Annotated in this window: 7 protein-coding genes and 1 pseudogene; 6 read left to right on the top strand and 2 right to left on the bottom strand. The window is 43.1% G+C overall.

Annotated elements, in window-relative coordinates:
• The first annotated feature begins 90 nt into the window (after window positions 1-90).
• Together B4F08_RS02525 and B4F08_RS02520 are read left to right on the top strand one after the other, a co-directional pair.
• Entirely contained in the window at window positions 91-6,105 is a 6,015-nt protein-coding gene (locus tag B4F08_RS02525; protein ID WP_291372959.1) for an SdrD B-like domain-containing protein, read from the top strand.
• Window positions 6,105-6,656 (top strand): hypothetical protein, encoded by a 552-nt coding sequence (locus B4F08_RS02520; RefSeq protein WP_110974723.1) that lies wholly within the window; start codon window positions 6,105-6,107, stop codon window positions 6,654-6,656. Before B4F08_RS02525 ends, B4F08_RS02520 begins: the two co-directional genes overlap by 1 nt.
• A 109-nt stretch (window positions 6,657-6,765) precedes the next feature.
• Here B4F08_RS02520 and rsmB read toward each other — a convergent pair whose 3' ends face one another.
• Window positions 6,766-8,073: a 16S rRNA (cytosine(967)-C(5))-methyltransferase RsmB gene (rsmB, locus tag B4F08_RS02515; protein ID WP_291372956.1), complete on the bottom strand. Its 1,308-nt coding sequence runs from the start codon at window positions 8,071-8,073 to the stop codon at window positions 6,766-6,768.
• Window positions 8,070-9,032 (bottom strand): methionyl-tRNA formyltransferase, encoded by a 963-nt coding sequence (gene fmt, locus B4F08_RS02510; RefSeq protein ID WP_291372954.1) that lies wholly within the window; start codon window positions 9,030-9,032, stop codon window positions 8,070-8,072. Before fmt ends, rsmB begins: the two co-directional genes overlap by 4 nt.
• Window positions 9,033-9,493: 461 nt before the next feature.
• Here fmt and ilvD (B4F08_RS02505) point away from each other — a divergent pair, with 461 nt between their 5' ends.
• From ilvD (B4F08_RS02505) to B4F08_RS02490, 4 genes and pseudogenes are all read left to right on the top strand, one after another.
• Window positions 9,494-11,323, top strand: a complete 1,830-nt coding sequence (ilvD, locus tag B4F08_RS02505) for a dihydroxy-acid dehydratase (RefSeq protein WP_119063352.1) — start codon at window positions 9,494-9,496, stop codon at window positions 11,321-11,323.
• A gap of 368 nt (window positions 11,324-11,691) precedes the next feature.
• Complete coding sequence (ilvD, locus tag B4F08_RS02500; protein ID WP_110974720.1) at window positions 11,692-13,377, top strand: dihydroxy-acid dehydratase; 1,686 nt, start codon at window positions 11,692-11,694, stop codon at window positions 13,375-13,377.
• A 71-nt stretch (window positions 13,378-13,448) separates the two neighbouring features.
• Window positions 13,449-14,747, top strand: coding sequence for a hypothetical protein (locus B4F08_RS02495; RefSeq protein WP_086210368.1), 1,299 nt, complete (start codon window positions 13,449-13,451; stop codon window positions 14,745-14,747).
• A 323-nt stretch (window positions 14,748-15,070) separates the two neighbouring features.
• Window positions 15,071-16,618: pseudogene (locus B4F08_RS02490) on the top strand (TonB-dependent siderophore receptor); the annotation flags it as partial.

The raw sequence follows: 16,618 nt of genomic DNA, 5'->3' as shown, positions 1-16,618 counted from the left end.
AAGCCATAACATTAATAACAACTTTTGTGGATAGGCATTTTTTCGTGCCTATCCCATTCATTTGCTTTTGCTCGGTATTGGGGTATTTTCGTGATTAAACGAGTTCAGCCGTTACAGAATCATAAGATCAAGCTTATTTTCTCAAGCTTAGCGACCGCTATGGCTTTGGTAAATCACGCTTATGCTGTGATGCCTGCTGCTGGGCAAAATATTACCAATACTGCGTATGCAAGTTTTGTACAAAGGGACGGTTTGATTGGTCAGGCCGTTTCAAATACTGTTCAAGTCACGATTACACCACAGTACGTGATTAGTCTGACTTCACCTGCGCGACAAGAAATCAATGCGGGTGATAAAGTCATTTGGTTAAATACGTTAACCAACCATAGTAATGCGCAAGCCGAGATTTCAATTGATCCTACTTCGGTTGCAGAATTATCCAATATAAAAATATATGTCGACAGTAATCAAAATGGTGAGTTTGATCGTTCAGACTTATTGGTAACGGGGCATCTCACTTTAGAAAGTGGTCAAAAAGTTGACTTATGGGTCGTTGCAGACTCATCAACTAGTTTAAAAGACAGTCAAAACGTTGATCTGCCACTTCGTGCTTATGTCATTGAAGAGCCTACAGTGGTTGCTGATGCCGTGAATGGATTGGTGAGTTTCTTGCCACAGCTCATCGCAACCAAATCTGTAAATAAAAGCAGTTTTGAACCACAAGCTGGGCAGTCTTACGATTTAACTTATACCTTAAATATTAAAAATACCTCTGCACGTAATTCGGGTACAAAACCGATTGAGGTCGATGGACAGACCATCAATGCAGTGGTGTTATTAGATGATTTACCTGCCAACACCACGTTTAAATCGGTAAAAGCAAATAATTCCAATGCCTTGATTTTATATCCATTAGGGCAAGATAAATTTACCCAGCAGATTCCGAACGATAAATCACTCATCAATACCTTGGTGGTGGCTTATCCGCAGGCTTTAGCAGCCAATGCGACTGAAAGTGTCGAATTGGTTGTGACCATGAACTCGAATATTAGTCGTACCTCGATTTCCAATATCTTTAGTGTCGAGCATGGCTTAGTTTCAAATATTAAAAAAACGCTATCGAATGAAGTCGTGACGACTGTGGGGGGAAGTTCTTCCATCAGTAATAACAGCAAAGATTATTCCAGTATTTTAGCAACAGGTAGTTTAAGCAAGCCGTTGTATATCGCAGCAAATAGTGCCATGTGTAATGCAACACGTAGCAGTGCCGATAAAGTTAAAATTAAAGTTCAGTCGACGAAAACGGGTGATATTGAATACGTACAAGGTATTGAAACAGGTATCAATACAGGCATATTTCGGTTCTCTTTAGCAACGCAGGAATCTGCAACTGCAATACAAAATGACCAAATTTTACAGACGGTTAAGCGCGATCAAGTGCTGGTGAGTTTAACTGATTGTTTAGATGAAAATGGTAATTCTACGGCCAGCATTAGTGATGTCGATACCAATGTGTTGATTGATCCATATGGTGTGGTTTTTGACGCGAAAACCAATCAACCTGTTGCGGGTGCAACCGTGACATTATTGGATGCCAATGGTAAGCCTGCTGACAATGTCGCTTATAAACTAGATGAAACGACAGGGGACAAAGTTGCTATTCCTGCAACGCAAGTCACCAATAGCGATGGTGAGTTTGTTTATCCTTATGTCGAGAATGGTACTTATAGTTTATATATCGACACTTCAACGATTGCGGGTGGAACCAGTTATAAATTTACCAGCGATAAAACGGTATATAACAATTTTAACAATCGCGTAGTTGATGCGTCATGGTCTTATGGCGGAAACTTCACCTTAAAAACGGGTGATGCGGCACTTAATATTGATATCCCAATTGACCCTGTTGATATTGTGACGCCAATTAATGACAAACTGGTCATCAAGAAAGAAGTGGTGGGCGATAAAACGGCTGAAATTGGTGACTTTAAAGATTATATGGTAACGGTTGCCAATATGGGTGACTCAACGCTATATGATGTCGATATGAAAGATACTCTGCCACGTGGCTTTGTGTATGTATCAGGCACTACGCGTGTCAATGGTCAAAAGAGTAATGACCCACAGGGTGGCAAAGGTCCTTATTTAACTTTAGGTTTAGGGACACTGACACCGAAACAAGAAGCGAAGATTCAATACCGTGTATACATTGGCCCAAATGCTTTAAGTGGCGATGGGATTAATCGTGTTTATGCGCAGGACAATAAAAATACGACTTCAAATGAAGCACGTGCGGCGGTTAAGGTTACACCTGGAGTATTTAGTCCAGATGGTTTTGTGGTGGGTAAAGTCTTTACCGACTGTAACCGCAACGGTGTGCAAGATGCAGGTGAGCTAGGCGTACCAGGCGTTCGTATTTACATGGAAGATGGGAACTTTGTGGTCACTGATCGTGAAGGGAAATATAACTTCTATGGCATTAAGCCCATTACGCATGTGCTGAAAGTCGACAATACCACTTTACCGAATAATGCTGAATTGGTACTGATTAGTAACCGTCAAGCCGGTGATCCTGCCAGCCGTTTTGTCGATTTAAAACGTGGCGAATTACACCGTGCCGATTTTGCGATTGCGGATACTGCGGGTGAATGTAGCCAAGCTTTGGCTACACAAATTGAGGCACGCCGTAGCAAAATTGATGCGCAACTGGATGCACTTGAACAAACTTTACGTCAGGACTTAACGGTAGATCCGCTCAGCAGTTATGTGACCGATGTTCAAGGTCAACCTGCCAGTGGTTGTATTAGTGCTTCTGGAGCTTCGGCAAACTGTAATATTGAATATAAAAAAGAACAGATTAAAGATGTGAAAACGGTTCAGCTTGAACCAGTTAAAGTGCCTGTAATTTTAGATTTAGAACAGGAATTACAACGTTCTGAATCGAACCAACTTGCCATTTTGAATCTAAAAGAACAACAAGTCTTGCCAGCCCAACAAGCCACCATTCAGGTGAAAGGGGCTTTAGGTACGGATATCCGTTTGTTTGTCAATGACGAGCAAATTTCGGAAAAACGCATTGGTAAAAAAGCCACCTATCAAGAGCATGGCGTTGCGGGTTTAGATTTTATTGGTGTGCCACTTACGGCAGGAAAAAATACGGTTTCTGTGCGTCAGTACGACAGCTTTGGCAATTTACGTGACCAACAGCAATTGACTGTGATTGCACCCGATGCAATGAGCCAATTGGCCACACAGTCTGTAGAGCAAGTGGTCTATGCCAATGGTAAGGACGTTTATCAAGTTATAGTGAAGATTCTGGATCGTAATGGCACGCCTGTTGCAACGCGTACCCCTATCACTATAGAAACATCGGTAGGCACGATTCAGCTCAAAGATTTAGACCCTGATAAACCGGGTATTCAAGTTTTTGCAGAAGGCGGTTCTATTGTTGTTCCAGTACTCGCGCCATTGGAAGCGGGTTCAGGTGTGCTACGTATTCGTAGTGGTATTTATGAACAGACTGTACCTGTACATTTCTTGGCGGAACTGCGTCCAATGTTAGTTGCCGGGATTATCGAAGGTTCATTTGCACTGAATAAGTTCGACCCAAAAAATCTGTCGAAAAGCTCGACTCAAGATGGCTTTGAAGAAGAACTGAATGATTTATCCAGTTCAGGCGATGGTGAAACGGCCATTCGTGGTCGCGCCGCATTGTTCCTGAAAGGAAAAGTGCGTGGGGATTATTTACTGACTTTGGCTTATGACTCAAGCAAAGAAAATAATCAGCGCTTATTTCGTGATATTCGTCCAGATGAATATTATCCCGTGTATGGTGATGCATCTGCCAAAGGTTTTGATGCGCAATCTACCAGTAAACTTTATGTCCGTGTAGATAAAGGCCGCTCTTATGCGATGTATGGTGACTATGTTACACGTACAGAAAACGATGAAGGGCTTTCATTGGGTCAGTATAGCCGTTCATTGACAGGTCTGAAGTCTACTGCTGAAGGGGAGCGTTACCAAGTTTCTGGTTTTGCAGCTCGTACCAATGCAACGCAACTCGTGAATGAATTGCGCGCAATGGGGGTTTCTGGTCCGTACTCTTTGGGTATAGATAGTGACGATATTTTAGAAAATAGTGAAAAAGTGGAAGTGATAGTCCGTGATCGTAACAATCCTGGCTTGATTATTTCACAGCGCACATTAACCCGTTTTAGTGACTATGAAGTTGATACCTATACCAACAGTATTTACCTGACCTCACCTTTAAGCAGCATTGATGAGAACCTGAACCCTGTTTATTTACGTATCACGGTTGAGTCTGACCAAGGTGGTAAAGAATATACAGTTGCAGGTGTGAATGGTCGTTATAAGCTGAATGATAAAGTGACGGTGGGTGGTTCTTATGTGCAAAATGATGATCCAATGGATCAAGAGAAAATTGCCAGTGCCAATACCGTGATTCGTTGGAATGATAAAACTAAACTCATTGCGGAATATGCCTACTCTGATCACGATGTGTTAAACCTTGATCAATTAACCGATGTGAATGCATCAAATAGTACAGACAAATCTGGCGATGGCACCGCAGCTCGTGTGGAACTTGATTACAAAAATGACAAGGTTGATTTACGGGCTTACCATCAACAGGCGGATGAAAACTTCCGTAACGCCGCATCTTCGATTAGTTCAGGACGCAAAGAAAGCGCAGTGAAACTGAATGCACGTTTAGATCAATTTGGGATTTTACGTGTTGAAGCAGTACGGACTGAAGATATTGCCAATGAAGGTATTCGTTATGGCGTCAGTGCGTCAATTGAAAAAGCAATTAACCGCATAGTGAGCTTGGAACTGGGTACACGGTATTATAACGAATCGGCGAGTGCAGCGAGTGCTTCAACGCAAAGTGTTGAAACGCCGTATGACGGCACTACGGTTCGCGCTAAATTGAAAACAGCGCTCCCTTTTGATGGCTCAAGTGCTTTCTTAGAATATGAGCAAGATATCGCTGATAGTGACCGCCGTGTATTTGCTGTTGGTGGTGATGCTCAAGTCTATAAAAATATTCATGCCTATGCGCGCCATGAGTTCATTTCAAGTATTGGTGGATTATACGAACTCAATGACACGCAAAAACGTAATACGACTGTTTTTGGTTTAGACAGCGAATACATGCGTGATGGCTCAGTATTCAGTGAATACCGTGTACGTGATGGTATGAGTGCACGTGAAGCTGAAGCCGCGATGGGGGTGCGTAACCGTTGGCAGCTCAAAGAAGGTCTATTCTTTAATACCAGCTTTGAAAAAGTGAAAGTGTTTGAGGGTGAAAATAAAAATTCTTTAGAGTCAACGGCGGCAACCTTCGGCTTTGAACATCTGTCTAATCCACGCTGGAAAAATGTGGCACGCATAGAAGGGCGTTGGTCGAATCAAAGTGATAGTTATTTAAATACTTTAGGTACCGCGTACAAGTATTCAGACGAAGTGACTTTATTGGCTAAGAATGTACTGAACATTACCGACAATAAGTCTGCGGACTCTGGCGATCGCATCATTGATCGTGTTCAGGTTGGTGCTGCATATCGTGATTTGGCGACCAATCGTTTTGACTCATTGAGCAAAATTGAATATCGCTATGAAAAGAATGAAACAACGCTTGATGATCCGTATGAACGTAATGTTTATATCATGTCTCATCATATGAATTATCACCCAACACGTTCTATTCATTTATCAGGGCAATATGCTGTTAAATACCTCGATGAAACCTATGATCTTCTACAAACCAGTGGTATGACGCAAATGCTCAACAGCCGGTTTATGTATGACATTAATGAGCGTTGGGATGCAGGTGTCAATGCTGGAGTAATGTGGAATAGCGTTTCGGATGGAACCAAATATATGGCTGGAGTGGAAGTCGGTTATCTACTAGCAGCGAATCTTTGGGTCTCTGGGGGGTATAACTTTGTTGGCTATCAAGATAAAGATTTAATTGATAGTGATACAACGATGGATGGCGCATATTTCCGCTTCCGCTTCAAGTTTGACGAAAACTTATTTAATAAAAATAAAACCTCAGTCAATAAAGCTTTGGAGCCAAAATAATGTTGAGAGTCGCGACTAAGCATCTGTTATGGCTGACAGCAGTGGGTGTTGTGCTGACACATGCTAGCGAAGCCCCAGATCCTTCAACCTATCAGGCTTCGCAGCAGCAGGTGCATGTAGAATTACAAAGTGCATTTGGGCAAGCAACGGATATAAAAGAAAAATATCAGTTAGAAAAAGCGCGAGCGTGGCTGAGCTATGCTGACCATGCCTATAGTGCAAAAGCGAAGCGTCAAAATATTGAATTGATTTACCAACAGGTCTTAGACATCTTATATGCAGACCAGCGTGCAAATTTAAGTGTAGAAACAGCAATACTGCCGTTTTCCCAAGTCATGCGTCATGATTTATGGACGCGCGCTGAACGCATCAAAGTACAAACGGGGTTTCAGTGTGCCTATAAAGAACTGGCACAAGCGGAAGTGAATTTGGTTTGGGCCGCTGCTGAATACCGTCAATTGGGTTGGCGTCATTCGCGTGAGATTTTTGCCTCAGCAGAGCGTCTGATGGATCAAGCGATCTATTTGTCTGAGAACTGCGGTACGCTTTAAGTTTAGTCGGTATTATAACAAGACAAAACGCGAAGGTTACGGTGCATATTGGCATGGGGATTTGTATTTCATCACAATAAAAAAGGAGCCATTTTGGCTCCTTTTTTATTTAAATCTTTTCAATACGGCAATAATAAAAACCATCACCATGGTCAGGTGTCGGGAAAAGCTGACGACCGTGAATCTGCTCAATACCCCAATCTGCGTGAATTTTCACTTCTGTGGCATCTGCATGTTGTGCGAAGAAATGTTGCATCTGCTGTTCATTTTCAGCTTTTAAAATTGAACAGGTGATATACAACAAGGTGCCACCAACTTTCAGCTGTTTCCACATCTGTTCCAAGATCTGCTGTTGTAGTTCAACCGTTTGCTGGATGTCGGTAGATTGGCGCAGTAAACGAATATCAGGATGGCGACGCATCACTCCAATGGCTGAACATGGAGCATCTAAAACGATGCAATCTACAGGTTCAGATGTTTCCCAAGTCGTTGCGTCGGCCGCGAGAATTTCAACCTTGGTGTATTGGTTGAGCTCAAGCCGTTCTAGGTTTTCAGCCACACGGACTAACCGTTTAGCATCCTGATCAAGTGCGATGAGTTTCTTCGGTGTATATTTTTCCAGTAAGTGTGCTGTTTTGCCACCAGGTGCCGCACAAGCATCAACGACGAATTTGTCATCTAAGTTGGGCAAAAGCGTTACACAGAGCTGCGCATGTTCGTCTTGAACGGAAAAGCCACCATGCTCAAATCCTGGGAGTGCAGGAATCTGTACAGCTTGTTCTAAAACAATCCCTACTTCAGACAGCTGACAGGCATGAGCATCAATATCTTCTTCAGTCAAAATTTCGAGGTATTCTTCACGGCTGACCACGCGCTCATTGGTGCGTAAGGTTAGAGGTGCAACACCTTTTAAGTCACGGCAAAGCTGTTCAAGTGTGTCGACGCCCCAATCTTTTTTCAGGCGCTTAAATAGCCAGCTAGGTAAGCCATGTGCTTGTTCTAAGCTGTGTTGAAATTCAGATGTTTCACGTGAAACACGGCGAAGAATTGCATTAACAACACCACTTAAGGCTTGATAGCCGAGCTGTTTGACCGCAGTCACTGTTTCTGAAATTGCTGCATGGTCTGCAACACGGGTGCATAAAATCTGATACAGGCCTACATAGAGGCAGGTTTCAACTGTTTCATTGTTCAGTGGTTTGACCAAGAGTGGCAAAGTAATACTTTTTAAGCCGTACCATTGGCGCAATGTTCCGAGAACTAACTCATGAAAAAGTGCGCGATCACGATCGGCGACTTTAAGCAAATGCTGAGGAAGCACGCTTGCTAAAGACTGACCTTGTTGTACAGCTAAAAGTGTACGAATCACTTGCGCACGTAGGTTTAGGTGAGACGTGCCGGGTTCAATTTTACTCATGCTAAAACTTGTCCTACCTGTAATTTTTGAGTTTGCTGGATTTGTACAGGGTTAAGCGTTTTACCCCCTGGCCATTGTAGTGCGGTTAAACACACCGCTCGTCCATCTCCACACACGACATGCACGCCTTGTTTGTCGATGGCTAAAATACTGCCAGCGGTTTGGTTTTGGGGGTTTTCTGTAGACAGTACTGAACCCCAAACGCGTAAATTATTATTTTCATCCAGTGCAATAAATGCCACAGGCCATGGGTTAAAGGCACGAATATTACGGTCGACTTGCGCTGCAGTTGATGACCAATCAATACGCGCTTCTGCTTTTGACAACTTACGCGCATAAACTGTTAACGCTTCGTCTTGTACTTCACGTTGCTCTAAATGGTGCTGTAATGTGCTTTCAGAGGCCAACACTTTAACGATAGCTTCTGCCCCTTGAATCGCCAATTTGTCATGCAAGCTTGCAGAGGTATCTGTGGCTTCAATTGAGCAGTAGGTTTTATACATCATATCGCCAGTATCCAATCCTGCCGCCATTTTCATAATGGTGACCCCAGTTTCTGCATCTCCAGTAGAAATTGCGCGTTGAATCGGGGCAGCACCGCGCCAGCGCGGCAGGAGCGAACCGTGAATATTGAGACAACCATATTTAGGCGTATCTAAAACCACTTGTGGCAAAATAAGACCATAGGCAGCTACGACCATCACATCGGCATTTAAGGCTTTGAGTTCAGCCTGAGCCGCCAAACCCTCTTCCGTTGAAGACTTAAAGTGCAGTGGTTGATAGACAGGAATTTGATGCGCTAAAGCCAGTTGCTTCACGGCTGAGGCAGTCAGTTTTTGCCCACGACCTGCTTTACGGTCAGGTTGTGTATAGACCGCGACAATCTCATGTTCTGTTTTTAGCAACGCGTCTAAGGCTACAGCCGCAAATTCGGGCGTGCCTGCGAAGATGATTTTCAATAAAGACTCGAAAAAAATGACAAGATTAGATCAATTATAACAAAACTGGAGCAGTTACTGATTTTACCATTATAAAAAGCTGACTAAGACCGTCTAAATGAATGATGTATTAATATTTTTATGAAGAAAAAAGTTGTGGGTATTCGGCATAGACCAAGGGGGGATTTGCATTTTATATAAATAAAACTCATGCAAAATTTAAAAATTATTCATAGAAGTTTTGTATTGAAAGGTCAGTGAACGGGTTATAGTAGCTTCAATATGCAATTGAATGTCAACTCATTGGTTAAAATGTAGTGTCTAGCCTAGATGCCTGATCTGTTTTCGGTCGAGATGCCTAGAAACGATATTGGGAAAGAATACGGAGATGCTATGTTTAACTGTTTGACACTCATCGAACTCAGATTTTAGCCAGAGTGAATGTGCACATTCATCTCAAGCACACTTTGTTGGAAAATATAATGCCTGACTATCGTTCAAAAACATCGACACACGGAAGAAATATGGCGGGTGCGCGTGGCTTATGGCGCGCAACGGGGATGAAAGACGAAGACTTTGGTAAGCCGATTATTGCAGTGGTTAACTCATTCACTCAATTTGTACCGGGTCACGTTCATCTTAAAGACTTAGGTCAACTGGTGGCTCGTCAAATTGAAGCATCAGGTGGTGTAGCCAAAGAATTTAATACCATTGCGGTCGATGATGGGATTGCGATGGGACACGACGGCATGTTGTATTCATTGCCTTCACGTGACTTAATCGCAGACTCGGTGGAATACATGGTGAATGCACACTGTGCCGATGCCATGGTGTGTATTTCAAACTGTGACAAAATCACCCCAGGCATGTTGATGGCGTCTATGCGTCTAAATATTCCTGTGGTTTTCGTCTCTGGTGGACCAATGGAAGCGGGTAAAGTGAAAATTCGTGGCAATGAACACGCGATTGACCTTGTCGATGCCATGATTGTCGCAGCAGATGACAGCTTTACTGATGAAGAAGTGGCTGAGTATGAACGTTCAGCATGTCCGACCTGTGGTTCATGTTCAGGCATGTTCACTGCAAACTCAATGAACTGTTTAACCGAAGCTTTGGGTCTATCACTTCCAGGCAATGGTTCAACTTTAGCAACCCATGCAAATCGTAAAAAATTATTTGAAAAAGCGGGTCAGTTGATTGTTGAAATCACCAAACGTCATTACGAACAAAATGATTACAGTTTATTGCCACGCTCAATTGCGACTAAAACTGCCTTTGAAAATGCCATGACCCTTGATATTTCAATGGGTGGTTCAACCAATACCGTTCTTCACTTATTGGCCGCTGCGAATGAAGCAGAAGTTGATTTTACCATGACAGATATTGACCGTCTGTCACGTAAAGTGCCTGTACTGTGTAAAGTTGCCCCTGCAAAACAAGATGTACACATGGAAGATGTACACCGTGCAGGTGGCATCATGTCGATTTTGGGCGAATTAGATCGTGCAGGATTGTTGGATACATCTGTACCGACCGTTCATGAAAAAACGCTAAAAGATGCTTTGGATAAGTGGGACATCATCCGTACGGAAGATGAAGAAGTGTATCAATTCTTCCGTTCAGCACCGGGCGGTGTACCGACGCAAACGGCATTTTCACAAGACCGTTACTACTCTCGTTTAGATGGTGACCGTGACAATGGCGTCATTCGTAATGTGGAACATGCTTTTTCTCAAGATGGTGGTTTGGCTGTCCTGTATGGAAATATTGCACTTGAAGGCTGTATTGTCAAAACAGCAGGTGTGGATGATTCCATTTTGAAATTCAACGGCACCGCACGTGTTTTTGAAAGCCAAGATGCTGCGGTAGAAGCGATTCTCGGTGGAAAAATCACTGCTGGCGATGTGGTAGTGATTCGTTACGAAGGTCCACGTGGTGGTCCGGGTATGCAGGAAATGTTGTATCCAACCAGTTACTTAAAGTCGAAAGGGCTTGGTAAGGATTGTGCTTTACTTACCGATGGTCGTTTCTCAGGTGGGTCATCGGGTCTATCTATTGGTCACGTGTCTCCTGAAGCAGCTGAAGGCGGTGCGATTGGCTTGGTTGAAGATGGCGACCGTATCGAAATTGATATTCCAAACCGTACCATTCACTTAGCTGTGGATGAGGCAACCATGGCTACGCGCCGTGAAGTGCAAGAAGCTAAAGGCTGGCAACCTGCTGAACAACGTCCACGTAAAGTCTCTAAAGCCTTAAAAGCTTATGCGATGCATACCACCAGTGCGTCTAAAGGTGCGGTTCGTGAAATTTAATCGCTAGTCTTTGACTGATTAAAAAGAGCACTCCATTTGGGGTGCTCTTTTTATTGATTGATGAAAATAGTACAGTCGCATTTTACAGTACGATTTGCACTTTTATTGCGTAGACGAGGTTTTACTTTTGATGGCACAAAAGTAACAAAATGCCTTTATTTCCCTGATATGGCATCCCTGCCATACAGTGAAACAGCGACATCCATGTCGCTTCATCATGTGACCTGATTTGGATAAAACAACAATAAATGGGTTCATGTAATACCTAGCGAGTCGCTTTCATGTGTAGCCTGCTTTCTATACAATAAAAACAGAAAAAATTGCCAAGACTGTAGAGCAATACGCAGCCATCGCTAAGGACAAATACAATGAGTAAAGACAATATCCGCGAACATTCAGCTCCTGTTTATGAGGGCATTGAAAATGCGCCTGCACGTTCCATGATGCGTGCAACAGGCTTTAAAGATTCCGACTTTACCCGTCCCTTTGTCGGTATTGCGTCTACGTGGGCCAATGTCACGCCGTGTAATATGCATATTAATGAACTGGCACGTGAGGCTGAGAAAGGGGTCAATCAAGCTGGCGGCAAAGGCATTATTTTTAATACCATCACCATTTCAGATGGTATTTCTAACGGCACTGAAGGCATGAAGTATTCATTGCTGAGCCGTGAAATTATTGCTGATTCGATAGAAGCCGTGGTGGGGTGTCAAGCCTATGATGGGGTGATTGCCATTGGTGGTTGTGACAAAAATATGCCGGGTTGTATCATGGGCTTAGCCCGTTTAAACCGTCCAGGTTTGTTTGTTTATGGTGGGACAATCAAGCCGGGCGCAGGGCATACTGACATGATTTCAGTCTTTGAAGCAGTGGGTCAGCACGCCAAAGGTGAAATCAGCGCCATTCAAGTCAAACAGATTGAAGAAGTGGCGCTGCCGGGGCCGGGTTCATGTGGCGGTATGTACACTGCAAACTCGATGGCTTCTGCGATTGAAGCCTTGGGCATGAGTTTGCCGGGCTCCTCTGCACAAGAAGCGGTTTCAGATGACAAACGGATCGACTGTCAAAAAGCAGGCGAAGCGGTGATGAATTTGCTGCGCTTAGATTTGAAACCACGCGATATCATGACCAAAGCTGCATTTGAAAACTCGATTAAAGTGCTGATTGCCTTGGGGGGGTCGACCAATGGCGTGCTGCACTTGCTGGCAATGGCACATACTGCTGGGGTTGAACTGAGTTTGGATGATTTTGTCCGTATCGGGCAAGATATTCCCGTAGTGGCCGATGTGCGCCCATCTGGTAAATATTTGATGTCTGAGCTGATTGCGATTGGGGGCATTCAACCGTTGATGAAACGCATGCTGGATGCTGGCATGCTCGATGGTTCATGTTTAACGGTAACGGGCAAGACCTTGGCAGAAAATTTGGCTGAGGTTGAAGACTATCCAGAAGGTCAGCAGATTATTTTACCCTTCGACGCGCCTATTAAAAAAGACTCTCACTTGGTGGTGCTTAAAGGTAACCTATCTCCAACAGGTGCTGTGGCTAAAATCACGGGTAAAGAAGGCCTGTACTTTGAAGGGCCAGCGCGTGTCTTTGAAGGTGAAATCGGTGCGATGCGTGGCATTTTAGACGGTGAAGTCCAAGCGGGTGAAGTGGTGGTGATTCGTGGAGAAGGGCCTAAAGGCGGGCCGGGCATGCCAGAAATGCTGAAACCGACCTCAGCGATTATTGGTAAAGGTCTCGGTAAATCTGTGGCACTGATCACGGATGGTCGTTTCTCTGGTGGCAGTCATGGTTTTGTCATTGGTCATGTAACCCCAGAAGCCTATGAAGGTGGGCCAATTGGTTTGGTGCAAAATGGCGATAAAATCTCGATTAATGCAGAAACCCGCGAAATGACGTGGCATGTTTCGGCAGATGAGATCGCTGCGCGTCAAGCGGCTTGGGTGAAACCGCAGCCGAATTATCGTTATGGGGCCTTGGCCAAGTTTGCAAAACTGACCACTGGTGCAGAAAAAGGCGCGGTAACTGATCTAAATTTAGATGTCTAATTGATCATTTTGCTGTGAATTGATATAAACCCTTGTAGTACTTTCAAGGGTTTAATGTAGAGGCTTTGCTCATGTCACTGTTGCGTCGATGGTTCGATCCGATTCGATCGCGTTGGTTTTACCAAAAACCGATTCGTCAAACGGTCGTATCTACAGAACAAGGCTTGAGTATTCATTTACGCCTCGACGATGTATACAGCTATTTAGCCGTTCAGCAGTTACCCCAAATTGAAGAAATTTTAGCGGATGAACTAAAACCATTGACGGTGGTCATTTCTCGTCAGGCTGCTGAACCGCCAAATCAGATGTCGGCATTGGAATGGCAGACTTATTGTTTAAATGATGCCAAAATTCTGTCGCGTCAGCACCGTTTTAGTTTTCATGAAACCCCAGAGCAACCCAGTATAGAGGCATTAAGCCAAGCAGAAACTATTTTGCGACTTACGCCGCTACGTGGGCAGGACTTTTTGTATTTGCTCGAAGACGTGTTTCATATGTTATGGCAAAAGCAAGAGGGGAAACTGCGGACTTTATATGCGATGGCCAGTCGTCATCATCAGGAGCAAAACTTTCCAGAACGTATTTTTAATGATGATGTGGTACTGGCGAGCTACTTTCAACTCGGTGACCGCCAATATCATGCTGTTGATGATCTACTACGTTTAACCCGCCGTTTAAAACAACAAAAACTATTTACCGATAATCCGATTTTCTTAATCAATCATATAGATTGGCGTGAGCATTTGATTAGTGATGCGGAAGAGTTAAATGAAATTCAGGCACTTGATCCTGAGTTGGATTTATACGTTGCACTTGAAGATCCGATTTCATGGTTATTGTTGGCTTATATCAAAGAAGAGCTGGCAGATTATTATAATATTCAGCTTAATGTTTACCCACTGAGTTATCATGGTCGAGACTGGTTTGACTGGAGTTTGGCAACGCGGTTGTCTAAGCGAACAGAAGTACAGTTCACGCCGTTTTGTCGCCCGACCCAAGTGGCAACTTTGGCGATGGCACAGTTATTTTATAGTGTGCCCGAAGAGCAACGTATTGATGCCATGTATCGGATATTGAAAACGGTTTGGACTCAAGGTAAGGATTTATCTTATAAAGCACATTTTGATCATTTGATGCAGGAGCTCGATATTACAGCGTTGAGTGTTGACAATGTAGAGACCAAGCTCAAAGAAAACGATATCTTGTGTGAAATGAAGTCTCAACCCGATTTTCCCGTGCTTGAACTGCGTGTTGATGGTCAGAGCTATGTCTTTAATAGTCTGTATCGGGTTTGGATGATTGAAAGTATTTTCAGTAACGTACTGGAAGACCAGTACAAAGCAGATAGTGCTGATGAACAGCAAGGTTAAACGGTTTATTGTGTTTAAGTTGGGTTCAAAGTGCGCTTGAACCTGCACGATAAAATTTATCTTAAAAATAAATACTTAGTTTGCTAATGCTGAAAACATTTTCAGTTGTCTTGAGGGCATGCTTGTTTAATCTGTGTGAAGGCAAAGCCCCTACGATATAAGCAACATGCTTAATCTGGATCATTATTTTTCAGGCACTTGAATTCTTATTTATAAATTTAATGAGTGTTAACAGTTTAAATCATTGTTAAATTCTATTAATTAATATGTTTGCAAATGAAAATGATTATAATTGAGATTCTTTCTGTTTGTTGATTGATGCTATGCGTTTTCATATTTCTTATCTGAGTTTGTCCATTCTTGCTGTAATGACCACGCCAACCTTTGCTCAGAGCGAGGTAGAGGAAACGACATCATCGAAGGTTTTACCCACTTTACAATTTGAAGCTCAAAAACAAGATGCGAAAGATGCGTATGCGGCAAAAACTGCATCAGCTGTTTTGCGTTCAGATGCCCCACTTTTTGAAACAGCACAATCAATCAGCGTGATTAGTGCAAAACAACTCGAACAAAAACAAGCGAAAACACTGTCTGAAGCCTTGCAGGGTGTGGCAGGGGTCACTGCAGGACAGTATGGGCGTCGTGGCTGGGATGACTTTATTATTCGTGGACAAGTTTCCAGCGCGCAGACTTATGTCGATGGCTTGCGTATTCAAACTTCGGATAATGCCCTACGTTCAGAAGACATCACTGGCTTGCAGTCGATTGAGGTGGTGAAAGGGCCAACATCGACAGGTTTTGGCTTTGCCTTACCAGGTGGTTTAGTCAATTTAACCACTAAGCGTCCTGAGGCAAAGACTTCTTATCGTGGCAGTGTAAGCTATGGTAGCAATGCTTTGATTGATGGAACATTTGACATTAACTATGCACCAAATGACAGCGAAAAGGGTGCGTTTCGTGTAGTGGGTCATGCCTCTGATCAGGATGATCCAACAGATTATGTTTATTATAAAAATTATTATATTGCGCCNNGCCCTCTTATAATTTTGATTTAGGCGAGAAAGACGAACTGTCTGTGATTGCCAGCTATCAACATCGGGATTTTATTCGCCAGCAAGGGATTCCTTATAGTAATGGTGCTTATAAAAATTACTCACAGAGTTTGTTTTTTGGCGCGCCGAATTTAAGCAATACGGTTGATGTTTTGCGCTTAGGTTCGAACTATGCACATTATTTTGATAATGGCTGGACCTTTAAGCAAAATTTTGCAGTCACTACAACCGATGCAGATAATAATCCTGTATTGGCGGGGAGTAATAACACATTACCGACCATCAAACGGACGGTGGAAAGACAGATTAAAGATGATGTAAATTTTGCATTAGATAATAATGTGTCACGTCATTTCGACTGGGGCAAAACCCAATATGATTTAATGATTGGTTTAGATATGATGCATGAGCGTAGTGACTATGAACGCCGTCGCAATAGTTTGTCATCTTTTAATGCCAATAATCCTGTTTACACTGCAATTCCAAAAGCAACAACAACAATTGCTCACCAAATTACCGACACCCAATATATGGGTGTATATCTACGTAATAATTTTAAAATTGATGATCATTGGATCTTAGGCTTATCAGGTCGTCATGATTGGACACAGATCGAAGTTGAAGATATCTTCAAGAATAAGTTGTTGAAAAATTCAGATAATGCCTTTACGGGTAATGCATCTTTGATGTATCAGATTAATGATATGTTTGCCCCTTACGTGAGTTATGCAACCTCTTTCTTTCCTGTGAGTGATGCTGGTGCAGATGGTACGCTGCTGGACCCAGAAGAAGGGGAACAATATGAAGTTGGTGTGAAGT

This window comes from Acinetobacter sp. UBA6720 (assembly GCF_002454215.1).
GTDB lineage: Bacteria > Pseudomonadota > Gammaproteobacteria > Pseudomonadales > Moraxellaceae > Acinetobacter.
This window is presented reverse-complemented; position numbering and strand designations above follow the sequence as displayed.

Bases quoted from the DNA above. Each gene is read 5' to 3' on its own strand.
- rsmB (WP_291372956.1), bottom strand. From the start codon at position 8,073: ATGAGTAAAATTGAACCCGGCACGTCTCACCTAAACCTACGTGCGCAA.
- ilvD (WP_110974720.1), top strand. From the start codon at position 11,692: ATGAGTAAAGACAATATCCGCGAACATTCAGCTCCTGTTTATGAGGGC.
- B4F08_RS02520 (WP_110974723.1), top strand. From the start codon at position 6,105: ATGTTGAGAGTCGCGACTAAGCATCTGTTATGGCTGACAGCAGTGGGT.
- ilvD (WP_119063352.1), top strand. From the start codon at position 9,494: ATGCCTGACTATCGTTCAAAAACATCGACACACGGAAGAAATATGGCG.
- B4F08_RS02495 (WP_086210368.1), top strand. From the start codon at position 13,449: ATGTCACTGTTGCGTCGATGGTTCGATCCGATTCGATCGCGTTGGTTT.